Source organism: uncultured Paraglaciecola sp. (genome assembly GCF_913020055.1).
Taxonomy (GTDB): domain Bacteria; phylum Pseudomonadota; class Gammaproteobacteria; order Enterobacterales; family Alteromonadaceae; genus Paraglaciecola.
Window position 1 is genome coordinate 1 of sequence record NZ_CAJWCF010000075.1, and the last position, 23578, is coordinate 23578.

At 40.8% G+C, this 23578-nt stretch carries 26 protein-coding genes; 12 read left to right on the top strand and 14 right to left on the bottom strand.

The genetic code is table 11. The features are described 5' to 3' along the window. Positions 1 to 57 precede the first annotated feature (57 nt). The 6 genes from QZ488_RS15160 to QZ488_RS15185 all read left to right on the top strand — a co-directional run bounded on the left by QZ488_RS15160 (position 58) and on the right by QZ488_RS15185 (position 5754). Complete coding sequence (locus QZ488_RS15160) at positions 58 to 1119, top strand: AI-2E family transporter (RefSeq protein ID WP_293750267.1); 1062 nt, start codon at positions 58 to 60, stop codon at positions 1117 to 1119. A 451-nt stretch (positions 1120 to 1570) separates the two neighbouring features. Next, entirely contained in the window at positions 1571 to 2503 is a 933-nt protein-coding gene (locus tag QZ488_RS15165; protein ID WP_293750269.1) for a histidine kinase, read from the top strand. Beyond that, positions 2496 to 2864, top strand: coding sequence for a response regulator (locus tag QZ488_RS15170; RefSeq protein WP_293750271.1), 369 nt, complete (start codon positions 2496 to 2498; stop codon positions 2862 to 2864). Before QZ488_RS15165 ends, QZ488_RS15170 begins: the two co-directional genes overlap by 8 nt. Positions 2865 to 3000: 136 nt before the next feature. Beyond that, positions 3001 to 3402, top strand: coding sequence for a sigma-70 family RNA polymerase sigma factor (locus QZ488_RS15175; protein WP_293750273.1), 402 nt, complete (start codon positions 3001 to 3003; stop codon positions 3400 to 3402). Positions 3403 to 3479: 77 nt separating this feature from the next. Next, complete coding sequence (locus QZ488_RS15180) at positions 3480 to 4091, top strand: hypothetical protein (RefSeq protein WP_293750275.1); 612 nt, start codon at positions 3480 to 3482, stop codon at positions 4089 to 4091. Between the two features lies 1 nt (position 4092). Further along, positions 4093 to 5754 carry a serine hydrolase gene (locus QZ488_RS15185; protein ID WP_293750277.1) on the top strand — a complete coding sequence of 554 codons (1662 nt, stop codon included), beginning with the start codon at positions 4093 to 4095 and terminating at the stop codon, positions 5752 to 5754. A gap of 56 nt (positions 5755 to 5810) precedes the next feature. Here the strand turns inward: QZ488_RS15185 and QZ488_RS15190 are convergent, their stop codons facing one another. The 14 genes from QZ488_RS15190 to QZ488_RS15255 form a co-directional block, all read right to left on the bottom strand. Beyond that, the gene (locus QZ488_RS15190; protein WP_293750279.1) at positions 5811 to 6461 is read right to left on the bottom strand and encodes a LiaF domain-containing protein; all 651 of its coding nucleotides are present in this window, start codon (positions 6459 to 6461) and stop codon (positions 5811 to 5813) included. Positions 6462 to 6600: 139 nt separating this feature from the next. Then, on the bottom strand, positions 6601 to 7932 hold the full coding sequence (locus QZ488_RS15195; RefSeq protein WP_293750281.1) for an ATP-binding protein: 1332 nt from the start codon (positions 7930 to 7932) through the stop codon (positions 6601 to 6603). 17 nt (positions 7933 to 7949) lie between these two features. Next, positions 7950 to 8624 carry a response regulator transcription factor gene (locus QZ488_RS15200; RefSeq protein ID WP_293750283.1) on the bottom strand — a complete coding sequence of 225 codons (675 nt, stop codon included), beginning with the start codon at positions 8622 to 8624 and terminating at the stop codon, positions 7950 to 7952. 63 nt (positions 8625 to 8687) lie between these two features. After that, a complete protein-coding gene (locus tag QZ488_RS15205) occupies positions 8688 to 8966 on the bottom strand; it encodes a PepSY domain-containing protein (protein ID WP_293750285.1) in 279 nt (92 codons plus the stop codon). A gap of 112 nt (positions 8967 to 9078) precedes the next feature. Further along, a complete protein-coding gene (locus QZ488_RS15210; protein ID WP_293750287.1) occupies positions 9079 to 9618 on the bottom strand; it encodes a glycine zipper 2TM domain-containing protein in 540 nt (179 codons plus the stop codon). Between the two features lie 124 nt (positions 9619 to 9742). After that, the gene (locus tag QZ488_RS15215; RefSeq protein WP_293750289.1) at positions 9743 to 10195 is read right to left on the bottom strand and encodes a hypothetical protein; all 453 of its coding nucleotides are present in this window, start codon (positions 10193 to 10195) and stop codon (positions 9743 to 9745) included. 160 nt (positions 10196 to 10355) lie between these two features. Continuing rightward, a complete protein-coding gene (arfB, locus tag QZ488_RS15220) occupies positions 10356 to 10766 on the bottom strand; it encodes an alternative ribosome rescue aminoacyl-tRNA hydrolase ArfB (protein ID WP_293750291.1) in 411 nt (136 codons plus the stop codon). 18 nt (positions 10767 to 10784) lie between these two features. Further along, positions 10785 to 11084: a YciI family protein gene (locus QZ488_RS15225; protein WP_293750293.1), complete on the bottom strand. Its 300-nt coding sequence runs from the start codon at positions 11082 to 11084 to the stop codon at positions 10785 to 10787. 35 nt (positions 11085 to 11119) lie between these two features. After that, positions 11120 to 11956 (bottom strand): tryptophan synthase subunit alpha, encoded by an 837-nt coding sequence (gene trpA, locus QZ488_RS15230; RefSeq protein WP_293750295.1) that lies wholly within the window; start codon positions 11954 to 11956, stop codon positions 11120 to 11122. Next, the gene (gene trpB, locus QZ488_RS15235; RefSeq protein ID WP_293750296.1) at positions 11949 to 13136 is read right to left on the bottom strand and encodes a tryptophan synthase subunit beta; all 1188 of its coding nucleotides are present in this window, start codon (positions 13134 to 13136) and stop codon (positions 11949 to 11951) included. The genes trpA and trpB overlap by 8 nt, the downstream gene beginning before the upstream one ends. 53 nt (positions 13137 to 13189) lie before the next feature. Beyond that, positions 13190 to 14575, bottom strand: a complete 1386-nt coding sequence (gene trpCF, locus QZ488_RS15240) for a bifunctional indole-3-glycerol-phosphate synthase TrpC/phosphoribosylanthranilate isomerase TrpF (RefSeq protein ID WP_293750298.1) — start codon at positions 14573 to 14575, stop codon at positions 13190 to 13192. An 18-nt stretch (positions 14576 to 14593) separates the two neighbouring features. After that, entirely contained in the window at positions 14594 to 15607 is a 1014-nt protein-coding gene (gene trpD / locus QZ488_RS15245) for an anthranilate phosphoribosyltransferase (RefSeq protein ID WP_293750300.1), read from the bottom strand. Next, positions 15604 to 16260: an aminodeoxychorismate/anthranilate synthase component II gene (locus tag QZ488_RS15250; RefSeq protein ID WP_293750302.1), complete on the bottom strand. Its 657-nt coding sequence runs from the start codon at positions 16258 to 16260 to the stop codon at positions 15604 to 15606. The genes trpD and QZ488_RS15250 overlap by 4 nt, the downstream gene beginning before the upstream one ends. Continuing rightward, a complete protein-coding gene (locus tag QZ488_RS15255) occupies positions 16260 to 17870 on the bottom strand; it encodes an anthranilate synthase component 1 (RefSeq protein WP_293750304.1) in 1611 nt (536 codons plus the stop codon). The genes QZ488_RS15250 and QZ488_RS15255 overlap by 1 nt, the downstream gene beginning before the upstream one ends. Positions 17871 to 18221: 351 nt before the next feature. On the opposite strand from QZ488_RS15255, the gene QZ488_RS15260 reads away from it, so the two are divergent. The 6 genes from QZ488_RS15260 to QZ488_RS15285 all read left to right on the top strand — a co-directional run bounded on the left by QZ488_RS15260 (position 18222) and on the right by QZ488_RS15285 (position 23504). Beyond that, entirely contained in the window at positions 18222 to 19061 is an 840-nt protein-coding gene (locus QZ488_RS15260; protein WP_293750306.1) for a PHP domain-containing protein, read from the top strand. 71 nt (positions 19062 to 19132) lie between these two features. Then, complete coding sequence (locus QZ488_RS15265; protein WP_293750308.1) at positions 19133 to 19753, top strand: L-threonylcarbamoyladenylate synthase; 621 nt, start codon at positions 19133 to 19135, stop codon at positions 19751 to 19753. Between the two features lie 18 nt (positions 19754 to 19771). Beyond that, a complete protein-coding gene (locus tag QZ488_RS15270; protein WP_293750310.1) occupies positions 19772 to 20638 on the top strand; it encodes a ScpA family protein in 867 nt (288 codons plus the stop codon). After that, positions 20631 to 21311, top strand: a complete 681-nt coding sequence (scpB, locus tag QZ488_RS15275; RefSeq protein WP_293750312.1) for an SMC-Scp complex subunit ScpB — start codon at positions 20631 to 20633, stop codon at positions 21309 to 21311. The genes QZ488_RS15270 and scpB overlap by 8 nt, the downstream gene beginning before the upstream one ends. Further along, positions 21311 to 22168, top strand: a complete 858-nt coding sequence (gene rluB, locus QZ488_RS15280) for a 23S rRNA pseudouridine(2605) synthase RluB (protein ID WP_293750317.1) — start codon at positions 21311 to 21313, stop codon at positions 22166 to 22168. Before scpB ends, rluB begins: the two co-directional genes overlap by 1 nt. 958 nt (positions 22169 to 23126) lie before the next feature. Next, entirely contained in the window at positions 23127 to 23504 is a 378-nt protein-coding gene (locus QZ488_RS15285) for a hypothetical protein (RefSeq protein WP_293750319.1), read from the top strand. The last annotated feature ends 74 nt before the right edge of the window (positions 23505 to 23578 follow it).

Here is a 23578-nt window from a genome sequence, read left to right on the forward strand (position 1 = left end):
TAAAATACCATACAGATCTGCTAGTTTGCTCACAAGGTATTCATTCAGAAACTTCATATGCAAATCAAATCTCAAAGGTCCGTTAAGATATTACTAATCATGGCATCCATAGTTATCATATTAGCAGGTGTTAAAGCAGCTAGTGACATTGTCGTGCCATTTTTATTGTCTGTATTTATTGCCATGGCTTGTAGTCCCATTATTACTTGGGCAAATCAGTATAAATTGCCTAGAGCCATAGCCGTTGTATTAGTAATACTGCTTATAGTCATATTTGGATTGATTTTGGCTGGATTAGTTGGTCAGTCAATGAATGAGTTTAGTCAAAACCTGCCAAAATATAGAGAGCAACTTGTAGGAGAGTTTGCTTGGGTAATTGGTCAGTTAGATAATTTTAATATCAGTGTCGACAAACAAGCTTTGTTATCTTATTTAGACCCGGGTGCGGCTATGAATATGGCAACTAACCTTTTATCTAGTTTGGGCGGGGTATTAACCAACTTTTTACTGATTTTGTTGATAGTGGTATTTATGTTGTTTGAGGCAGAGTCGGTGCCGAAAAAAATTCATATTGCGCTGGATGATCCCAGTATGAAGATACAACAAATCGATAAATTTTTAGTGTCGGTTAAAAATTACTTAGTAATTAAAACATTGGTTAGTTTGGGTACCGGTTTAGTCATCGGAGTATGGCTTTATGTGTTAGGTGTCGACCATTTTTTATTATGGGCAGTATTGGCCTTTTTACTTAACTATATCCCCAACATAGGTTCCATCATTGCTGCTGTTCCCGCGGTGTTATTAGCTTTTGTTCAATTAGGCCCAGCAACTGCTGGTTTTACTGCTTTGGGTTTTGTGGTATCGAATATGGTGATGGGCAACGTGGTTGAACCCCGCTATATGGGTCGAGGTTTAGGCCTGTCTACTTTGGTGGTATTTTTATCATTGATATTTTGGGGCTGGTTATTAGGCACGGTTGGCATGTTGTTATCTGTACCTTTGACTATGATTGTTAAAATCGCCCTCGAATCAAGCCCTGATACGCGTTGGGTGGCGTTATTATTAGCAAGCGATGAACCTGTTATTGAAGAGATAGACACTCTGGCTGAGGGAGGATAAGCTTTTTAGTTTTTAAAGGCTGATATTTAGATGACATGTTAGGTTTGGATTCAGACCTAACAAGTCAGTTGTCATTGGGCGCTTAATTTCTAAATATGTATCCGTTGATGACTTCCATAGTGGTCTTAAAAACCTTTTTTAAAGCGCAACTAGCTTACTATATAAACGTGTTAAATATTTAATTTCACGGTAGTTTTTATAACCTTTTAGATGAGTTGAGGTCTTTTTAAAAGCTGGATTAATCAGTAAAACATCGTTATTTTACCCAACTGTTATTCTCTGAAATTAAAGATTTTGGGTAAATGGTACACAAGCAATTCTATTTAAACCGATACTTTTGGTTTACCAATGTGTTTTTTGGTTGGCTGTTCATGCCATCTTTACTCATATTCAATTTGGAAGCGGCAAAGCTGTAGGTAGCGAACTTTCTTGGGTGCGCACTTGGTATTATATGAGCCCTTGGTTTTTAAGTTGGATCGGGGTAACGGCAGGTGTCTTTTTCTCGGTCGATTTAAATAACCGAATTTACCCTACTCCCAGTAAGCGTTTCCTTGCACATATGCTTTGGATGGTAGCGTTGTTAATGTGTTACTGGGCTTTTTGCAGTGCAGCTCGAAACCTTGTCAGAGGCGAAGATTTATCTAATTATTGGAGCATATTTACCCGCGTATTATCCACCAGTTCCCAATTAGATGTGTTGATCTATTTAGGTGTATTGGCTGCAATATTTAGTCTTCGCTTCTATCACAAATCCGTTCAAGAGGGCATAGAGTTAAAACGTGTACAACATGAATTAACACAAGAACAGTTGAAAAATTTGCGGTCACAATTGAATCCACATTTTTTGTTTAATGTCCTCAATACCATCGCTAGTTTGGTTAGGCTAAAACGAGAGAAGGACGCGGTGTACGCCTTATCAGAATTGAGTATGATGTTACGTAAAATACTTGAAACTAATAATGAATCAAGCGTAAAAATTAAAGATGAAGTAGCTTTTATAAATAGCTACTTAGCTATTCAAAAAATCCGTTTTTTAGATAAGCTCAATACTAGTATTTCTGTCAATACAGATTGTCTTGAATTACAAATCCCGAATATGATTTTGCACCCCTTGGTTGAGAATGCAGTGCAGCATGGTTCACAATTGGAATCCAATCAAAATCCGGTTGATCTAAAAATATCACGGGATAAAGACCAGTTAAAACTAGTGATGACAAATAAAGTCGCTAAAGATGATACGCACAAAGGTTTTGGTATCGGATTAACCAACACTCGAGAGCGATTATCGAAGATCTATTCCCACTTTGTACTTGAACTATATCCTCTGGAAAATGGTATTTTTGAAACGCGATTAGCTATACCAATAGAAGAACAAGATGCTTAAAGTATTAATTGTTGATGATGAAGTTTTAGCCCGGGAAACGATTAAACTCCTGCTGAGCAGTTTAACTGATGTGACACACGTTTATGAAGCACAAAACGGCGAGCAAGCGTTAGCTCTGGCCAATCAACATCAACCGAATATCATAGTCCTGGATATCGAAATGCCAGTGATGTCGGGTATTGAATTAGCTAAACACCTTCCTAAAAACAGCGTGCTTATTTTCGCAACGGCTTATAATCAGTATGCCGTTGAAGCATTTAACTTAAATTCAGTTGATTACCTTCTCAAACCCTTTGATGACGACCGATTTTATGTGGCTTTTGAGCGAGCCAAAATGCGGCTTAGAGATAGTTGTTCGTAACACCTCTGGTGCTTCATTAAAGACCGATGATCAACAATTTCAACTATTTTCATTTCTTTTGACATAAACCCGTTTTACCTAAGACTAACCATGTAGGTCCACAATATAAATGCCTCAAATAGGCATGAGGCAGTTCATGCAACAAGAATTTGAACAGGTATTAGCAGGTAATCAAGGGCGCATAAAATATATCGCCTCACGTTATTCTCAGCCCCATGATTTTGACGATTTATATCAAGAAGTTGTTATGCAACTATGGCGTAGCTTTGCCTCATTTAAAGGGCATTCATCAAGAGAAACGTGGCTATATCAAGTCGCATTAAATACGGCATCAACCTTCGTCACAAAAACAATCAAGCACCGAGAATTACAACAAGTGTTAGCCGAAATTGTGAAACCCGAATCAGCTGTGACTCAGGAGAACTGTCAGGCTGAAATATTAAACAAATTTATGAATACCTTATCGGATATCGATTCGAGTATTTTAATGATGTATTTAGATGGTTTAAGTTCTGATGAAATCGCCTCTGTTGTGTGAATTAGTGATAATGCTGTGAGACTCAGAATTAAACGAATTAAGGCGACATTTGAAAATGAATTTATAGGTGAAAAGTCATGAAGTTAGATGATTTAAAAGCAAATTGGAAAACGGCTATCGAATCCGATAATAGTACTCAGGATCTGAGCCCTGTGATTGAATTATTGGTGAAGGAGACAAGTAAGGTGGATAAAAGCATAAAACGTCGAGATAGGTTAGAAATTTCAATTGCGTTATTGTTGATCCCCGTGTGGAGTTGGAAACTTTTTTATTCTGCTAGTTTAGTTCAAACCACTGGTTTGTGGATTGCGATAGTAGCATGTTTATATATTCCCTATAAACTGCTTAAAACAAAGCAGATTAATGCACCAAAAGATAATAGCGTGATGGCATTTTTGCAGTTTGAAAAAATTAAAATAGAGAATCAAAAAAAGCTATTAGAATCCGTTGCTGTTTGGTACATAGCACCACTGATGGTGGCAATTGTGTTGATAACTGCAGGCGCCACAGTTGATGAGACAGGCATTCCAAGAATAACTGAGCAATTGGCTATTTATTATGGATTTTGTGTAATGTTAGTCATTGGTATTTATTTTCTGAATAAAAGAGCGGTCAAAAAACAACTGCTACCTTTGCTTGATAAAATCAAACAAAGAATAAGTGAATTAAATGATTTAAAGGAGATTTAAAATGAAAAAGTCACTTAGTAAACTATTCGTGATTTTTCTAACATTGAGCACGCTATATGTCGCCCCAGTATTGGCTAATATTGACACCGACATCATTCAAGAAATCATTCAGTTTAAGTTGCAAGAACAGAAAAGTGCGGTTGGTGTATCAATCGCCATTATCGAAAATGGAGACGTTGAGTATTTAAGTTTTGGTGTTGCTGACCAAGATAGCAAAAAGAAAGTTACTCCTGAAACGCTTTTTGAAATAGGCTCGATTTCTAAAACCTTTACGTCAATGGCGCTCGCCAGCATGGTAACTGAAGGTAAAGTTAAACTCTCAGATCCAGTACAAAAGTTTTTACCAGCAGAGGTCAAAATGCCAGCAAGAGGCGATAAGGAAATCACGCTTTTGTTGCTCGCCAATCATATGTCAGGACTGCCTCGTTTACCCAGTAATATGCCGTTTGGTGATCCGGCAGACCCTTACGCTGATTATACCGTTGAGCTGATGTATGACTTTTTAAATAGCTATACGTTGCCTAGGGATATTGATGAACAACTTGAATACTCAAACCTCGCCGTTGGCTTACTCGGTCACATCCTTTCTCTAATCGATAATAAATCTTATGAGCAAGTCATTAACGATAGGGTACTTAAACCGCTAGGTATGTCGCATAGCTTTGTGGATGTGCCTGGTTTGCACTTAGGCTTATTGAGTAATGGTCATGATGCCAGTTTAAAACAGGTTAAGCACTGGCAGCTTCCAACACTTGCTGGTGCGGGCGCTATTAAGTCAAACATTCAAGATATGGCGCAATATTTAAAGGTTAACCTAGAGCCCAATATGGACTTTATTCAATTAACCCATAAACAAACAACAGGCTTTGATAATAATGGCGCTAAGGTAAGTTTAGCTTGGTTTACCACTGAGCATGAGGATGGTTCTTACCTTTGGCATAACGGCGGTACAGGCGGTTTTCGAGCCTTTATGGGTTTTGATCAAGTCAACAATAAGGGCATCGTTATTTTAGAGAATACTACCAACGGAATGGACTCGCTCGGTAACGCCTATCTACAAAATACTCTTGCACAATTAAAGTCTGATATCTTTGATATCAAAATGCTTGATGAAGAGAAGTTAGTTCGATTAAAGGGAGAATACGAATTATTTCCAGGACTTACTATGACGGTGACTCATCAAAAACAGCAATTATTCATACAAGTGACAGGACAAGCAAAATTACCTGTCATCGCTAAATCTGAGCTAGTGTTTGTTCAAACCGCTGCTGGAGCGAAAATTACCTTTGAGCTGAATGATAAAGGTGAAACGCTTTTTTTAACGCTGGACCAAGGTGGACGCAAAACTAAAGCACTTAAACTAGACCCAAATAAACCTCAAGAGCCTGTGAATAAAGTCACACTCACACAAACGGAGCTAGACAACCTTGTGGGCATATATGAGTTAAGCCCTAACTTTGCCATCACTATAAGCAATGAAAATGGTCAGGTGATTATTCAGGCCACTGCCCAGCCTAAAATTCCCTTTGAAACCAAGTCTAGATCAGAATTTAGCAATGCCATGATCCAAGCCAGAATTGTGTTTGAGTTAGATGCTGCAGGTAAAGCAATAAGCTTGACCTTATTTCAGTCTGGACAAGAGCTCAAAGGCCTTAAAAAGTAGTGGTGCAATGCTTCACATCTTCAGTAGGTGAAGCATTGTTTTGTTCAGAACTCACTTTAAACCTTGTCATTAAACATAGTTTTCATCTGGTTAGCGAAAGCCACAAATTTTTCTTTTATTGTGCGTTTAATTTTGATGTCTAAACCACCAAATAACACCAAACCTTCTATGGTTAAGGTTGGGGCCTGTCGAGAGGCAATTGAGGGGGCCTTGTTATCAATACCGCCTAAAATACAAAAAGCTTTTGAGACCACGTTGATATTCTCAGGGACATAAATATTATCACCACCAAACAGGCATAATATTTTTATGGTGACATTAGGGGTGGTAAATATGGCATCGGTAAAATCGATATCTGCCCCACCAAAGATAGTCACAATTCTTATCTCTCGTGGCACTGTCCATTGGCCGCTGCGACCTGAACCGCCAAGAATATTGACTATGGTATCCGTCTCATCATTGTCACTCGCGGCATAGTTGACATTGAATTGGCGTTCTTTTTGCGAGTTAAATTCAGTATCTTTGGTTTGTTCCAAATCGGCAGCTAAATCGAATATTTCTTGGTGATTTTGACTCGCCATGGCCTGATCTAATCTGCGTTCGAACGCTTCACTTGAAATCACGCCATGACTGTAGTTATAAATTAACGTATCGATAACTTCTTCACGTACTTTTTCAATTGGTCTGTCTTCGAGTATTACGGCCATGTGAGTCCCTAAATTCTAGTCATTGATATTTTTAACGAATAAAGCAGATACTGTGCCATTTAAAAACCTACGTAAAATCAATGGTTTAATTTTATTGAAAACTTTTTTGTATGGCTAATTGGGCATTATTTAGTGATTTTCACACTTGAGTAGGGAAAATTAAAGAAAGTTTAGCACCGCCTAAGTCACTCTGAAGAATTTCGAGTTGGCCTTGATATGCGCTGACTAAATCTGCCACCACAGCCATGCCTATGCCTTGACCTTCTTTATAACTGTCTAAACGTGTGCCTCTTTCTAACAATTGTTCACGCTTGTCTTTTGGAATGCCTGGGCCGTCGTCTTCAATATGGATTAGCAATTTACTCTGATTAGTTGATACCGATAGTTTGACCTGCTTGACAGCAGCTTTACAGGCGTTGTCTAACACGTTGCCTAATATTTCCATTAAATCGGTAATATCACCATTAAAACCTAGTTCATTATGTTGGATATCATGGGTAAGTGTTAAGTGTTTATCTACGTACACTTTATCCATAGCATTAAACAGTTTATCCACCACAGGTTTAATCATCACGGCTTGTTCAAATGTACTGTTTGTACCTGCTACAGCTCGTTTCAGCTGGCGCTGTATTTGCAGATTAATTTGATTGATCGGCTCATTGGCTTGATGTGGTAAGCCTTCTGTTCCTGACAATACGGCTAAGGGAGTTTTAAGGCTATGGGCTAAATCACTCAGGCTGTTTCTATAACGACTGCGTTGTTGCTGTTCGGTGTCTAATAAATGGTTGATGCTGCTTTTGAGCTTTTCAAGCTCAGGTGGGTAGTTCTGATCTATACGTTTAAGTTGGCCACTTTCCGCTTGGCGAATTTGTTTATTCAGCCTACTAATGGGTAACAAAGCAGCGTTTAAACTGACCAACAATAAAATCAATAATAATAGGGCAATTAAGCCCAACCAATTCCATAATGTATTGGCGAATTTACTCTTCTCGGTATTAAACACTTGTTTATCTTGGAGGATATAAAAACTCACAGGTAGATAACCTACTGGAGATTCAAATTCTGCGGTATAGGCATATAAAAAATAACTGTTTTGCATCGAAAAATCTTCGATAAAGGTTTCAGCACCTATATCGGGCGCTAAGAAATTTGGCTGTTGCTGCCAGTTTAATGTAGACAGTGACTGCCACAATATGCCATCACGCGATTGAATAAAGGCGTAAAGGCCAGAACCTGGAATATTGAATTGATCATTGTAGAGCTGCTCAGGCATCACAGCTTCACTGCTTTGGTTATCTAGTTCGAATTCAGATATTAAGGTTAAACTTTGCACCCGCAGCTGTTGTAACATTGATTGACTCAAACTACTGTTAAAAGCTTGTTCTAAGGTTACCGCAGTCAAAGGAATAAAAATTAGCAGCGCAAGCAAAGCGGCTGCAAAACTCCTTAATCTAAGGGACAGGTTATGCACTAGCTTTTCTAATCAAGTTAGAGCTCACGATTAATTCGATATCCTCTGCCACGCAATGTTTCAATGGGATTAACGCTACCATCTGGATCAATCTTTTTACGCAAACGTCCGACAAACACTTCAATCACATTGCTGTCTAGATCAAAGTCTTGGTCATAGATATGTTCGGTCAATTCAGTTTTCGAAATGACTTTTTGTGGATTCAGTAAAAGATATTCCAAAACTTTGTATTCGTAAGCAGTCAGTTCAATATATTGCCCATTAACGGTGACTTCTTCGCTTAGGGTATCGAGACTGATGGGGCCTTTTTCGATGGTAGGGTGTGCTTTGCCAGCGGCACGGCGTATGAGTGCATTAATGCGCGCCAATAACTCTTCATTGTGAAAAGGTTTGGTAAGGTAATCGTCGGCACCTGCATCTAAGCCTTCCACTTTCTCTTGCCATCTATCCCGAGCAGTTAGAATGATTATTGGGCAAATTACGTTGTTTTTACGGGCTTTTTGTATCACTTCAAAGCCATCGACTACCGGTAGCCCAATATCAATGACTGCTAAGTCATAGGTATGTTCTTGCAATAAAAATAACGCTTTTTCGCCGTCATCGGCTAAGTCCACGCTATAACCATTTTTTTGCAATAATACATCAAGCTGTGTAAGTAAACGGCTATCATCTTCTACTATTAATATGCGCATTTAGAGCCTATTTATCCTTTATCTATTTTTTGAGGCGATTTTTCTTCCAGAAAAACGAAAACTTTACCGATTTTTTTTCTTCTCTTGACTCACTTTCCCTGACTTTTTGTCGACATCTACCGATACAACACGCCCTGATTTTTGTAATACTTTAACCCGATATTTACTTTTGTTTTGATCGACTTTTAACACTCGGCCACTGACTTTTTGTTGGGCTTTTTTAGCAGCTTCAGATTTGGTGGTGGGAGCGGTTTGTTTGTTTTGAGCAGAGACAGATAGGCTGCTTAACGATAACGTCGTTAAGCAAACAATAATGAATCTAATGTAGTGGTTCTGCTTCAAAGTTCATCTCTTTTGTTTTGCCGCTCAATCCTTAGTTTACCCCAATCATCACTTGACTTAAAAGCAATTGCTATTGTTAGCATGAGATTAGAGCCGTGAATTAGCATAAAAATTACCTTCTTATACGAATATACTTAGCAGGCTTATCTTGCATAAAGGTTTGATAAAACTGTCCCTTAACTCGATAAGTCACGTTATATCCATCTAACATTCTAATTTTTCTATTCTTTCTATTCTTTTTGTATGTATGCACACAGTTCTGTTGCACTTGACGATGACTTGGATATCTGTTGTTTTTTCGAACAACGTTGTGCGCTATAGAACTGCCAACAACAGCGCCTACTAACGTTCCTAATCCTTTGTGTTTGTTGTCACTCGCAGCATGTCCAATAATGCCACCCACTATGCCACCCACAATTTTTGCACCTTTATCATGATACCGGCGATGCCCCTTGTGTATCAAAACTGGTTCGCAATATGTTTGTGGTTGTCGAACTGTTACGTATTTATAAACGGGAGTTGAATTAATCACCTTCGCTTTATATGCGCCGCGGTGATGATTATTACTGGTGTCATAACTACGATCATAATGAGCCTGCGCTAAAGGAGATACTGCCAAAAATAGTAATGCGCTTGTTATTAATAATTTCATGTAACCACTCCTGTTTAAAGTGGTTCCAAGGCTAATCTGTTGGGGCTGAATTTTAGCTGAACTAAGATTAAACGCGCAGAGCTTTATAAGGTTCTACAGGTTAAGCTTTAATCGGTTTCTCTCGTTATCCGGCGCTAAAGGGGTTTGTACAATTAACATAGAGGCTGTGTTTTGGCTTATGCGTATAGATATGTACACTCAATGGAATATTATCTATTTCGTTCCACATACTGGTGTGTGCAGAAGAGGGGCAAATTGCCTTTTTTAGGTAGGACTTTTGCACTTCTAAACTCATGTCCAAAGGCCTAGGTATCTGTATATAAGCGTTGATAGTGCCGCCACTATTTCGGGCACCTTTGTAGCGCCAATCGCCTAACACGAATGTTTGATAAAATGCAGCGTTGACAATTTTCAGGGTGTTATCTGAAATGAGCTTTTGTTGTTTGGCTGAAAGCGACACTTCACTATCAGTGGTCGCAGCTTTACTTTGAATACATCCACTTAACGTTATCCAAATAAGACAGGTAGACAGCCCACAAATTATGTTTTTGATAGTACATTTTTGAATTTTATTCATACACACCTCAAACTAGCCTCAGTTAGTTATCGGCAAATAATTGAATTACTCAATAGGTATAAAAGCATTTATCACAGAAGGCGCTTTATTTTGTAACCTTTGTTGAACGTTAGGTTTGATACTCAGCTAAAAAAAGGTAAATAAAAGGGCATTGGTTTTACTAAAAATCGACTTTTTTTCTTAAAGCCTTAGTTCTACCAGATTTTACTTTGCTATCGACACGTTTGATTTGTGAGTTTCGGCTGGGCTTAGTAGCGCGGCGAGCTTTTTGTAATTTCCCTGCTTCAATCAAGATTTCAGCCAGTCTTTCTAAGGCATCTTGTTTATTCATTTCTTGAGTGCGGTGACTCTGGGCCTTAATAATCAAAATACCTTCTTGGGTGATGCGTTTATCTTTGCCCGAAAGTAGTTTTTGTTTGACGTATTCAGGCATGGCTGCCAAGCGAATATCAAACCTTAGGTGAATGGCACTCGACACCTTATTCACGTTTTGCCCGCCTGCACCCTGAGCACGCATGGCGCTTAAGTCGATGGCAGGCATAAGTGATTCAATGTTCGGTATATAACTCATCTAAGGCTTGTTCACTGTTTAAGGTAATACCTTTATATAAGGTTTTACTGTGACCTTCTTAAATACACCCGCAAGTGTGTAAGGGTCGCCATCTGCCCACTGTTGCGCAGCGGATAAATTATCAAACTCAGCAATGATCAACGAGCCAGTAAAACCCGCTTCGCCTGGGTCTTTGCTATCAATTGCAGGGCAGGGCCCAGCAACTAAAATTCTGTCTTGATCAACTAATAGTTGAATACGTTCAAGGTGCGCAGCTCTGGTTTGTTTACGAAGAGGTAAACTGTTTTCAACATCTTCACAATAAATGACATACCACATAATAAAATCCTACTTAATTATCAAAAATCAAATGGCTACTTGTGAGTAGCCGCTTTCATTTCAGTCACAAAACTTTTCAGTTTTTCTAACATGACATCAGGCTTATCGAGGTTTTCAGCAATGATGTTGACGGTTGCTGAGCCAGAAATCGCCCCTGCTGCACCAGACTCAATAGCGTCTTTTACTTGCACTGGAGTGGATATACCAAAACCAAGCAGTGGTGGCGCCACTTTATATTGGGTTAGTTTATCAATCAATTCACTGGCTGGAATAGAAACCGCAGTTTCTGCCCCTGTCACACCAGCACGGCCTAATAAGTAAGTATAACCTTGTGACTTCTCGCCAATTTCAGCAAAGGTTTCGTCACTGGCATTAGGTGGAGCAATTAAAATTTGTTTGATACCCGTTTGTTTGGCAATGGCAATAAAACGGTCCGCTTCACGCAGTGGTACATCGGCAATTAAAATCGAATCTACACCAGCAGCTACCGCATCTTGGTAGAACTTTTCGATGCCACGTTTAAGTACTAAGTTACTGTACAACAATAGTCCGATTGGTATGTCAGCATGCTCAGCACGCACTTGGCGAATGATCTCAAAACAGTTGTCAGTTTTGATTTTATTCGACAAGGCACGAATGCTGGCCTTTTGAATAGTCGGGCCATCGGCAATAGGATCTGAATAAGGAAAACCCAGTTCTAGTGCATCTGCACCACCTGCAACTAAGGCTTTAATGATATTCACTGAGGTTTGAGTATCGGGGTCGCCTACCATCACAAATGGTACAAAAGCCCCTTGGTTTTTAGCATCTAGTTGTTTGAACATGTTCGCATAGCGATCAACAGAGGCGTTGTGACCAATAGAATCAATCATGGTCTTGATCTCCTAAAATACTGTGGACATGGGCTAAATCTTTATCGCCACGTCCAGATAGATTCACCACAATAATCGTACCGTCTTCTGCTTCATCTGCCATATTCAGTGCGTGGGCTAAAGCATGGGATGATTCAAGGGCTGGAATAATGCCTTCTTTGCGTGATAAAAGTTGAAATGCATTCAGCGCTTCTTCGTCAGTTGCTGATACATATTCGGCACGGCCAACGTCATGTAAATAAGCATGTTGTGGACCAACCGCTGGGTAATCAAGTCCGGCAGAAACTGAATACGACTCTTCTATCTGGCCATCATTATCTTGCATGATGTAACTGTATGCGCCATGTAAAACACCCGTGGTGCCTTTGCCAATCGCGGCGCCGTGCTCTTTGGTATGCACCCCTTTACCAGCAGGTTCAACACCGATTAATTTTACACTTTGCTCATCGATAAAATCAGCAAACATGCCAATCGCATTTGATCCGCCGCCAACACAAGCCACTACTGCATCTGGTAAGCGCCCTTCTTTTTCCATGATTTGTGCGCGGGTTTCTTCACCAATCATACGATGGAATTCACGCACAATAGTCGGGAACGGATGAGGTCCCGCTGCGGTGCCTAATAGATAATGGGCTTTGTCGTAATTGGCAGACCAGTCGCGCATGGCTTCGTTAACTGCATCTTTTAAGGTGCCCGAACCTGAATTCACCGGAATCACTTTTGCGCCCATCAAACGCATTCTAAATACGTTAGGTGCTTGGCGTTCCATGTCTTTAGCACCCATATAAATTCTTGCTTTTAAGCCCATTAATGCACAAGCTAACGCCGTCGCTACGCCATGTTGTCCTGCGCCTGTTTCGGCAATGACTTCAGTTTTGCCCATTCGTTTAGTTAACAGTGCTTGACCCAATACTTGATTGGTTTTGTGCGCGCCACCGTGTAATAAATCTTCACGTTTGAGATAAAGTTTTACTTTGGGGTTGTTGACTAGGTTTCTAGTCAAGGTCATCGCGGTGGGGCGACCTGCATAATCTTTTAACAAACCCATAAATTCGGCTTGGAATTCTGGATCTTTTTGCGCTTCAATAAAAACCTGCTCGAGTTGGTCGAGGGCAGGGATCAGCAACTCGGGTACATACATACCGCCATAATCGCCAAATTTACTGTCTAAATGATTCATCTATTACTCACCTTAAAAAACTATATCTTTTGACTTTCAGCTCGTAGCTTCTGTTAATACTCTCTAAGCTGGAGAAAAGCCTGATTTATTTTATCTTGCTGCTTAATGCCCGGTGCGCTTTCCACACCAGAGTTTAAGTCGAGCATGGCAACCTGCAAATTAGCCGCCTGTTTAACATTGTTTGGGTTGATGCCACCGGCAAGTACAATGTTGGACTTGTCGCTTATCGCATCTAACAGTTGCCAACTAAACGCTTGGCCTGTGCCACCTGATTGTTCACCTACTTGGCAATCCAATAAAAAGTAATCAATGTCACTTTCATCTAAGGTAGGTAGCGTTTCTTTCACACCTTTTGCTAACCATATCTGACATTCAGCAGGCAATTGCTCGCGCAACGTGTCGATATAAATTTGGTTTTCATTACCGTGTAACTGCACTGCCACTAAGGTCAGTTCTTTTGCGTAATTGACTACTTGTTCAATGGGCGCGTTGACAAACACACCTACATAATAAAAAGGTACTGCATAGGTAATTTGTTTGGCTTGTTCTAAGGTCACAAAACGCTTGGATTTTTCGGCGAAGATCAAACCGGCAAAACTTGCTGGGCTGTCTTTGACTAAGGTGGCACCTGATAGACTGGTTGTGCCACAAATTTTGATTTTTCCGTATACCAATTGTTTTGCTGCGCGCTCGATGTCTTTTTCACCCATTAACGAACTGCCCACTAAAAAACCGTCGGCTATGGGGGCTAATCTGCGCACGTCTTGATGGGTGTAAATGCCCGATTCCGAGATGACAACATGTTGGTGTTTTGCATGTTGTTTAATCAACGGCACTAAACGTTCGGTTGTGGCTAAGTCAGTACTTAGATCACGTAAATCACGGTTGTTAATACCAATAATTTTGGCCTGCAACGCACAGGCTCTTAGCACTTCTTGTTCGTTACTGACTTCGGTTAAAACATCTAATTTGTATTGTTCCGCCAGGTGCGCCAATTCAGTATATTGTGCATCATCTAATACCGACAACATCAGTAAAACCGCATCGGCGCGATGGTGACGGGCTAAATAAATTTGATAAGGCTCAACAAAAAAGTCTTTGTTAATGACCGGTTGAGTCACGCGATCACGCACATATTCTAGGTATTCAAATTTACCTTGAAAATACTTCTCATCTGTTAATACAGATATACAGGCAGCATAAGGGCTGTAGGCTTGAATGATTTCGTCTAAGTCAAAGTGTTCACGAATTAAGCCTTTAGACGGCGAGGCCTTTTTACATTCTAAAACAAAACCTGCATTTGGCTGCGCTAATGCAGCATAAAAACTGCGGTCGGATGGGGTTAAATCATCAATAAAACCGGCTAAGGGTAAATCAATTTTTCGTTGCGCGATTTCTTGCTGTTTATCGAGGACGATTTTTTCTAATACATTGGCCATTTTTGTTCACTGCGTCCTTTATTGTTTTTGGCTGATAGCAGCCGATAACTTAATAGTGGCAAGAGGTAATTGTTGCGCCATGGCATTGATGGCCATTTCTGCGCCTTGTGCATAGGTTTGTGCTTTGCCACATAGTTTTAATAACGCCCCTGTGTTCATGGCGACAGCAGCTTGATGAGCCGCTTGGCCTTTGCCCAGCAACACATTTTCAATCAGGGTTTTATTTTCTTCTGGCTCACCCCCTTTAATGGCATCTAAAGGATAATTTTCAAGTCCAAAATCAGCCGGTGACACACTGCTTTGTGTCAATCGATCACCATTTACTTCAACCACTTGGGTATCAGCGTGTAAGGCAAATTCATCCAAACCACTGCCATGTACTACTAAGGCCTTTTTGTATCCTAATAACTGTAGAGTCTTGGCAAAAGGTACAAGTAATTCTGGGGCGTACACACCAATAATGATATGGCTAGGTCGAGCTGGATTCACCAAGGGGCCTAACAAATTAAATAAAGTACGAGTTTTTAATGTCGTGCGTACTGGCATCGCATGGCGAATACCAGAGTGGTAATTAGGCGCAAACAAAAAACATAAGTTTGACTCATCAAGACACTGCCGTGCTGTATCTGCATCCATGGTTAACTCTAAATCGAATGCTTTAAATAGGTCAGCCGAGCCTGATTTGCTCGACACGCTGCGATTACCATGTTTCGCAACTTTTAGTCCGCAACTTGCCGCCACAATGGCCGATGCAGAGGAAATGTTAATCGTATTATGCCCATCACCACCTGTGCCTACTATGTCGGCAAAGTCATAATCAGGGCGAGGGAAAGCCCCAGCGTTAGTAATTAACGCTGCTGCAGCACCGGCTATTTCTTCTGGTTGTTCGCCTTTCACTTTTAGGGCTGTGAGCAACGAAGATAAAACAATGTCATCCACTTGACCTGTCACTACTTGTGAGAACACCTCGGTGACATCATCCTGCGGTAAATCTTGGCCTAGATAGAGTTGTTCAAGAATCTTGTGGATCATAGTGCTTGCCCCTTATCTTGGGTTAAAAATTCAATACTTTGCATAAGCAATTGACTGCCATGAGAGGTCAAAATCGATTCGGGATGAAATTGAAACCCCAACATTTTGTCTTGTAAATGTGCCACTGCCATAGGTATCTCGGAAAAATTGGCTAATACGGTTAATTCGTCAGGCATATTGCTGGCCATTAACGAGTGGTAACGGGCAACGGGTAACGGCTGTGGCATGTTGGTAAACATTTTATCGGCGCAGTGTTCAATTAAGGAGGACTTGCCGTGCATCACTTTATCAGCACGTACAATTTTACCACCATAAGATTCAACAATAGCTTGATGACCTAAACAAATTCCTAACACAGGAAATTGGCCTTTCACCAGATCTAGCAGCGCTAACATCGAACCTGCCTGAGACGGATTGCCTGGGCCTGGTGATAACATCAACATCACTTGTTTGCTTTGACCATTTTCGTCAGTCTGTTGTGCTTTATCTTGCATTTTTTGTAACACTAAATCGGCTGAAACGCTGTTGCGATAAACTATCAATTCCAAGCCTAGGGTTCTAAGTTCATCCACTAAGTTGTAGGTAAATGAATCAAAGTTATCTAACAGAAATACGCAAATTTGCTTATTGGTTTGAGCGGCTGATGAACTCATTATTTTGCTCCTTTTGCATGTGACTGCGATTGCGAGCTGGAAATAATGGCACTAATAACCGCTTGCGCTTTGCCACGAGTTTCATCTGCTTCTGATTGTGGGTCTGAATCAAACACCACTCCGGCACCGGCTTGAATATAGGCGGTGTTGTTTTTCACAAATGCCGAACGGATCACAATACAGGTATCCATGTCACCTTGGCTGTTGATATAACCCACAGCTCCGCCATAACTGCCACGGCGCTGTTTTTCCACCTGACGAATTAAAGTAGCTCCACTGACTTTAGGTGCGCCCACTAATGTGCCCATATTCATACATGCTTGGTAGGCATTAAGAGCGTCTAAATCTTCGCGCAATTGGCCCACTACTCTAGACACCAGATGCATCACATGAGAATAACGGTCAACCTTTAATAAGTCGGTCACATATCGCGTTCCAGGTTTAGATACTTTAGCTACGTCGTTACGGGCCAAATCGACCAACATAATATGTTCAGCCCGTTCTTTTTGATCTTCTTGTAAGTTAAGTTCTAAACGACTGTCCAAGTCTAAGTCGATACTACCGTCGGCACGTTTACCTCTGGGGCGTGTGCCAGCAATAGGGTAAATTTCCACTTGATTGGTTTGTTTGGTGTATTTCAATGCTGATTCGGGCGATGCGCCAAACATACAAAAGTCGTCGTCTTGCAGGAAAAACATATAGGGACTGGGATTTTGTTGTTTTAAGGCACGATACGCATCATGGGGGTGGGGGCAGGGCAAACTAAAAGTACGAGAGGGCACTACTTGAAAAATGTCTCCTGAGAGAATATTTTCTTTCAGCCTGACCACATCATCTATGTATTCTTGATCGGATTTATTGACCGCTAGATCTTGATTTGTAATGGCGTTTTTTTCCGTATCCGCCAAGGGTTTTATGGTACTTAGTTTGTGCTTTACTTGTTCTAAACGTTGGCTCACAGAAAAATAGTTATTACCGACATTTTTGCCACTAAACACGCTACCAATGATTTCGCTCTGTTGGGTTTGGTGGTCGATGATTACTAAGGTTTCAGCTAAATAAAATACAAAGTCTGGGCAAGTATTGGCACTGTCTTCAACCTCTGGTAGTTTTTCAAAACTGGCCAATAAATCATAAGCCAATGCACCACCTAAAAATACCGCATGGGGGTTTTGACGAATAGCGGTAATTTTATTGGTGATTAAGCGCAATGCGTCAAATACCGCAGGTGCTTTTAATCGACTGTCTTCGTCAAGTTCAGTATCTGGCGTAGGAAATGTGAGAGTAACCAAACCTTTAGCGGGGTCATATTCATGGGTCACGCCAACGGGGCAGTATTCATCAAACATGGGTAATACAGCATGGCCGTTATCTGATAACGCTCGGCAATAGACTTGCTGACCATGGCATTCTAACTTGATGGCGGCGTCCACTAATAACAGACTTTTTAGATTGTCTTTGCTATCGATTTCTGCAGACTCTAATAATAAATTATTGCTACGGCCTTGGCATAAGTATTGGTAAGCATGCAGTGGGTCGGCTACGTAATCCGCTGCTACGACTAGGGTTTCTACTTTGCCAAACTGCTCTGTTAACTGGGCTAAACTCATTTCTTTGATTCTCTAATGCTTATTTAATAAAAAATAACTTTTTGAAGAGCAGGCGTAAAAAAGCCCGCATTATACGGGCTTTTTTTGAAAAATATTTGCAAAAATACAAACACTCACAGCCCGTTAGTTCAGGTTGTGCCACCACCAAATGTTGTGTGTTTGAATATTTTTCATTACTTATGGTACTCGTTATCAGTTTAATTCTGTTATTCGGCTGTGAATCGGTATAATAGCGCACAACGTCATTTTGAGTGCATAGAAGAAAACAAAATCAGCTCTATGTCAACACTCAAATTAATCTTAGTCAGAAATAATAATCATTAATCAACAATTAATAAAAAGTACCACTGAATGAAAATTGACCTGCACAGCCACACACATTATTCCGATGGACACCTCTCACCTAAAGAGCTGATCGATCGTGCGCACAACATGCAAGTTAATGTGTTAGCGATTACCGACCACGATACGGTTGATGGTATTCAACAGGCAATAGATTATCAAGCCGAGCAAAAACGCTCGATGCAAATTATGCCGGGTGTGGAAATTTCAACCTCTTGGCATAATTTCGATATTCATATTCTGGGCTTGAACGTTGATCACAATAACCAACAATTTTTAGCGCGCTTAGACCAACAAAGTAAAGAGCGTGACCGCCGTGCTCAGCTGATGTCAGATAAATTGGCTAAAGTCGGTATTGATAATGTATTCGAAGACGCAAAAGAGTTGGCAGGTGTGGGGCAAATTACTCGGGCGCATTTCGCCAGAGTGTTAGTGCAACGCCAAGTGGTTAGAGATTTTGATGCGGTATTTAAAAAGTATTTAGGCAAAGGCAAAAAAGCCCATGTTAAACCACAGTGGATTGAGATTGCTGAGGCTATTACTTGGATACATGATGCTGGTGGTAAAGCAGTGATAGCTCACCCCGGACATTATGATATGACCACTAAGTGGTTAAAACGCTTAGTTGCCGAGTTCGCTAGTGCCGGTGGAGACGGTATGGAGGTGATCCATTCGCACCTTACTCCTGAGCGCAAAAAGTTACTGGCAGACATTGCCGCCGAGCATGGCCTACAAGCCTCTAGTGGTTCTGATTTTCATTACCCTAACCGCTGGACCGAATTAGGCAAAAACCTTACGCTTCCCGAACAACTTGTGCCAATATGGCATGATTGGTCCTTAGTTGGGTAACGGAAGGTTGGATAACCGATAACATTACTCTACAAGCAATACTGCTGTGATAGTAGAATAGGAAAGAATTTATGAGTCAGTTTTTTTATATCCACCCCGACAATCCGCAAGCACGTTTGATCAAACAAGCCTGTGAGTTAATTCACCAAGGTGCTGTGGTGGTGTATCCCACAGACTCTGGGTATTCCATCGGTTGTCATATGAATGACAAAACGGCCTTAGAGCAACTTTGTCGTATTCGACAAATCGATAAAGACCATAATTTCACCCTGATGTGCCGTGACATGTCTGAGCTATCTGAATACGCCAGAGTCGATAACACTGCCTTTAGAACGATCAAAAATAACACCCCCGGCCCCTATACCTTTATTCTTAAAGCCACTAAAGAAGTGCCTAAACGATTACAAAACCCTAAACGCAGAACGATTGGCATCAGGGTGCCAGAGAACAAGATTGCCTTGGCTCTTTTGGAAGAACTAGGTGAGCCGTTAATGTCGACTACGCTTATTTTGCCAGGTGCATTAGTGGCTGAGTCTAATCCTGATGACATTCGAGACGAATTAGAAAAACAAGTGGGTTTGATTATTCATGGTGGATTTTTAGGTGAACAACCTACCACTGTGATTGATATGTCCGAGGGTGAAAATATTGTTATTAGAGAAGGCAGTGGCGACACTAGCCCTTTCATTTAGCTTAACAAGCCATTTGTAATGTCTGCGGATAACTCTTCTTTTTCAGCTTCTAAACGAGCCAACGAGCCAGTGCAACAACCGTTGCCGCTGGCGTTTATCAATGGCGAAGCGTTAATTGAAAAACCTGAAGATTTATATATTCCCCCTGATGCGTTAGAGCTTATTCTGGAGGCGTTTGAAGGGCCGTTGGACTTATTGTTGTATCTAATTCGCAAGCAAAAATTCGATATCGTCAACTTGCCGGTTTTACAAGTGACTCAACAGTACATGGAATATGTTGAGTTGATGAAAGACATCAAACTCGAACTTGCCGCTGAATATTTATTAATGGCTGCTATTTTGGCTGAAGTAAAATCTCGTATGTTGTTACCCAAACGACCTGATGCAGAAGATGATGAAGACGACCCTCGTGCCGAACTCATTCGCCGCTTAAAAGAATACGAACGCATTAAACATGCTGCCCAAGAGTTAGATAGTATTCCCAGACAAGAAAGAGACGTGTTCACTGTCAACGTACAAACTGCGCCTTCTGTCGAACCTATTCGTGTTTTACCGACTGTTAGTTTGCAAGAACTAGTACTAGGCTTTCAATCGGCTATGCAACGAGCGCAAGCCTTTGAACATCACCATATTGAAAAAGAAACCTTATCAACTCGCGAACGAATGAGCTTGATATTAGAACAGATTTCGGCCGACCATTTTACTGGATTTGATGAGTTGTTCCATGCCAGCGAAGGCAAGGCTGGGGTAGTAGTGACCTTTTTGGCTATTTTAGAGTTAGCCAAAGAAAGTTTAATCGAACTGGTGCAAGCTCAGCCCTATAGCAACATTCATATCAAAATGAGTGGCCCGGCAAAATATACTGAGGCAGAGCTTGATGGCTAAAATATCCAGAGTACAACTTAAACAATTGGTCGAAGCCGCAATATTTGTGGCTGACGTTCCTATTGCTCAAGACCAACTGCAACAAACCGTGCTAGATGGTCTTGAGGTGAGTAAAACCATGTTGAAAGAAACACTCAGCGAGCTACAGTTAGATTATCAAGCCAGAGGCATACAGCTTGTTGAAGTAGCATCAGGATTTCGTTTTCAGTCTATGGATAGCTTAAGCCCTTGGTTAGGTAAACTGTGGCAAGAAAACGCCCCACGTTATTCTCGGGCAATGTTAGAAACCTTATCCTTAGTTGCCTACAGGCAGCCCATTACTCGCGGTGAAATTGAAGACGTACGCGGCGTGTCGGTTAGCAGTCAAATTATGAAAACCCTTGGCGAAAGGGGCTGGATTAAGGTCATTGGTCACAAAGAAGTGCCTGGCCGTCCGTCTTTATATGCCACGACTAAAACATTTTTAGATTACTTCGGGTTAAAAAGCTTAAGCGAATTACCCAGTAGTGATGATTTTATTACGTCTGAAGAAACAGACGATCAATTAAACATTCTTTTAAGCGAGTCTGAGCAAGATGTCGCAACAAAAGATCAACCAACACAATCTGTTGAAGGAACGGCGTCTACATCAAGTATGCCAACACCTCCAGACGAACCAGAGCAATTACATTAATGAGTGACAAATTACAAAAAGTACTGGCTAACGCCGGAGTAGGTTCGCGCCGCGAAATGGAAAGATGGATAGAAGCAGGGCGCATTTCTGTTAACGGTAAATTGGCTACTTTAGGTGACAGGGTTGAACCCGCCGACAAAATTCGGGTTGACGGTAACCCACTAAGCACATCGAATGAAGCGCCGGTTTGCCGTGTGTTGATGTACAACAAACCTGAAGGTGAGCTATGTAGTCGTAAAGATCCCGAAGGTCGCCCAACGGTATTTGACCGACTACCAGCTATTAGAAATGGCCGCTGGATTGCGGTAGGTCGTTTGGATATTAATACCAGTGGTTTATTGTTGTTTACTAACGATGGTGAATTAGCTAACCGTTTAATGCACCCCAAACATGAAATCGAGCGCGAGTATTCGGTACGGGTGTTTGGTGAAGTAGAAGATAAAATGTTAAAACGCCTCACCGACGGGGTAAAACTCGAAGATGGCGAAGCCAAATTTACCCAAATAGTTAAAAAGCCCGGCGACGATGAAGGTCAAAATACCTGGTATAACGTGAGTTTGTCTGAAGGTAGAAACCGTGAAGTCAGACGTTTGTGGGAATCGCAAGGTTTACAAGTAAGCCGCTTGATCCGCGTGCGGTATGGCGCACTGGAGTTGCAGAAACGTTTACCCCAAGGTGGCTGGGTTGAATTGGGGTTACCTGATTTAAATACCTTGCGTAAGAGTGTGAAATTGCCAGCTGAGACAGAGACATTGATTAAGATTGACCCTGGTAAGTTGGATCATGTGAAGATTAGTCGCATGCGGAGATCGGTTAAGAAGCATAGGGTGCGTCAGGCTAATAATAAGCGGGATTGATAGGCGCTTCGCTTTGTTGAGTTAGGTAACACCTTATGGGTTAGGTGTTACCTTAGATAGTTTTATGCCCTGTCGGGCACTGCCATCCTTGGCAGGTATCTCACAGAATCCCTTCTGTGCGACTTACTTCTTTTCAACAGCCAAAAGAAGTAAGCAAGAAAGGCCGCTCGCCGCTATGTTCTTCATCCAATTATTTATGATATTTAGCAGGTCGTCGTAATGTGCTCCCGGCACTCTACGACTCAATTTACATCCATGTAAATTGACCTACAAAATCTCAAAAATAATTGGCGAACATAGATGCGAGGGGGGGGCAAAGGCATCGACTTCGTCTATAAATATAGTTGTATATATATACAGTTTAATTCGATTTGTCCAATAAGAGCAGATCGTGGACATTTTGGGGTATTTCCGCAGGTATCCTTTGCCTGATTGGAAGAAAACGTTTATAAAAGAATAACGTAGAGGCCGTGTAAAAAAATGGTCTGAGTTATAGACGACATAATGTCGTGTTTAAACACGACGTTTTGTCGTCTAATAAATTGTTAGTTTACTTGGAGTAATACTTAATTATGGATGATGTATCTGAGCAATTTAAACCAATACAGAAGCGGTTTTATGTCATCTTGGTATTAACCGTAATATTCTTTGCGAGTGGCTTTATTCTCCAATATTTTGGTATCGAATTTCTCAATCCATTTTATGGTGCATTAATTGGAGTATTAATTTTTAATATTGGTATTTGGCTGTATTACAGGTGTCCAAAGTGTAATTCTGTACCATTTGCATTAGGCAGTGATGGTGTAGAGATTAGGCCTAAATCCTGCCATAAATGTGGTTCCAAGTTAAGGTAAAGTAAACTAACAAGTTTATTAAATTTCGTTACGGCCAAACAACGGCCTCCACTGGACGCGCAAAAAACGCGCGCCATTTATAAAAAGCGTTAGCTGAATAAATCATGACCCCAGCATTTTGGTACAAAAAAAGTGAATGGATTGCTTCAAATAGAGGATTCATTTTTAAAGTTGCGATAATTTCTTTACTCGTTGGTTTAAACGTTGGATTGATCTCTGATTACTTAAATATCCAGTCAAAAATACTGATACTAATTGCCATGATTTCAGGATTCACTTTTTTTTGGGCTTGCAGTTTCTTTATTGTTTGGTTGTGGTTTCGGACGCCACCCACGAAAGCCAATTCAAATAATATGATTCTAAAATATGGTCAAGTTGTTGGCTCGTCTTTGGAGTGGTTTTTTGCGGTATTTCTTGGTCTTTGGTACACGGGGTTGTGCTTGTTTACAATTGCTGTCCCCTTTAGTTTAATATTCAGCTAACAAGTGACTATGGTGTCAATCATTGAATTTTCGCCATATTCTCATCCCACATTACGCCGTCTCTCACCATTGAA

What these genes read in the sequence shown, in the direction of transcription:
- QZ488_RS15160 (WP_293750267.1), top strand. Translation starts at nt 58, where the DNA reads ATGCAAATCAAATCTCAAAGGTCCGTTAAGATATTACTAATCATGGCA.
- QZ488_RS15165 (WP_293750269.1), top strand. Translation starts at nt 1,571, where the DNA reads ATGAGCCCTTGGTTTTTAAGTTGGATCGGGGTAACGGCAGGTGTCTTT.
- QZ488_RS15170 (WP_293750271.1), top strand. Translation starts at nt 2,496, where the DNA reads ATGCTTAAAGTATTAATTGTTGATGATGAAGTTTTAGCCCGGGAAACG.
- QZ488_RS15175 (WP_293750273.1), top strand. Translation starts at nt 3,001, where the DNA reads ATGCAACAAGAATTTGAACAGGTATTAGCAGGTAATCAAGGGCGCATA.
- QZ488_RS15180 (WP_293750275.1), top strand. Translation starts at nt 3,480, where the DNA reads ATGAAGTTAGATGATTTAAAAGCAAATTGGAAAACGGCTATCGAATCC.
- QZ488_RS15185 (WP_293750277.1), top strand. Translation starts at nt 4,093, where the DNA reads ATGAAAAAGTCACTTAGTAAACTATTCGTGATTTTTCTAACATTGAGC.
- QZ488_RS15190 (WP_293750279.1), bottom strand. Translation starts at nt 6,461, where the DNA reads ATGGCCGTAATACTCGAAGACAGACCAATTGAAAAAGTACGTGAAGAA.
- QZ488_RS15200 (WP_293750283.1), bottom strand. Translation starts at nt 8,624, where the DNA reads ATGCGCATATTAATAGTAGAAGATGATAGCCGTTTACTTACACAGCTT.
- QZ488_RS15210 (WP_293750287.1), bottom strand. Translation starts at nt 9,618, where the DNA reads ATGAAATTATTAATAACAAGCGCATTACTATTTTTGGCAGTATCTCCT.
- QZ488_RS15215 (WP_293750289.1), bottom strand. Translation starts at nt 10,195, where the DNA reads ATGAATAAAATTCAAAAATGTACTATCAAAAACATAATTTGTGGGCTG.
- arfB (WP_293750291.1), bottom strand. Translation starts at nt 10,766, where the DNA reads ATGAGTTATATACCGAACATTGAATCACTTATGCCTGCCATCGACTTA.
- QZ488_RS15225 (WP_293750293.1), bottom strand. Translation starts at nt 11,084, where the DNA reads ATGTGGTATGTCATTTATTGTGAAGATGTTGAAAACAGTTTACCTCTT.
- trpA (WP_293750295.1), bottom strand. Translation starts at nt 11,956, where the DNA reads ATGATTGATTCTATTGGTCACAACGCCTCTGTTGATCGCTATGCGAAC.
- trpB (WP_293750296.1), bottom strand. Translation starts at nt 13,136, where the DNA reads ATGAATCATTTAGACAGTAAATTTGGCGATTATGGCGGTATGTATGTA.
- trpCF (WP_293750298.1), bottom strand. Translation starts at nt 14,575, where the DNA reads ATGGCCAATGTATTAGAAAAAATCGTCCTCGATAAACAGCAAGAAATC.
- trpD (WP_293750300.1), bottom strand. Translation starts at nt 15,607, where the DNA reads ATGATCCACAAGATTCTTGAACAACTCTATCTAGGCCAAGATTTACCG.
- QZ488_RS15250 (WP_293750302.1), bottom strand. Translation starts at nt 16,260, where the DNA reads ATGAGTTCATCAGCCGCTCAAACCAATAAGCAAATTTGCGTATTTCTG.
- QZ488_RS15255 (WP_293750304.1), bottom strand. Translation starts at nt 17,870, where the DNA reads ATGAGTTTAGCCCAGTTAACAGAGCAGTTTGGCAAAGTAGAAACCCTA.
- QZ488_RS15260 (WP_293750306.1), top strand. Translation starts at nt 18,222, where the DNA reads ATGAAAATTGACCTGCACAGCCACACACATTATTCCGATGGACACCTC.
- QZ488_RS15265 (WP_293750308.1), top strand. Translation starts at nt 19,133, where the DNA reads ATGAGTCAGTTTTTTTATATCCACCCCGACAATCCGCAAGCACGTTTG.
- QZ488_RS15270 (WP_293750310.1), top strand. Translation starts at nt 19,772, where the DNA reads ATGTCTGCGGATAACTCTTCTTTTTCAGCTTCTAAACGAGCCAACGAG.
- scpB (WP_293750312.1), top strand. Translation starts at nt 20,631, where the DNA reads ATGGCTAAAATATCCAGAGTACAACTTAAACAATTGGTCGAAGCCGCA.
- rluB (WP_293750317.1), top strand. Translation starts at nt 21,311, where the DNA reads ATGAGTGACAAATTACAAAAAGTACTGGCTAACGCCGGAGTAGGTTCG.
- QZ488_RS15285 (WP_293750319.1), top strand. Translation starts at nt 23,127, where the DNA reads ATGACCCCAGCATTTTGGTACAAAAAAAGTGAATGGATTGCTTCAAAT.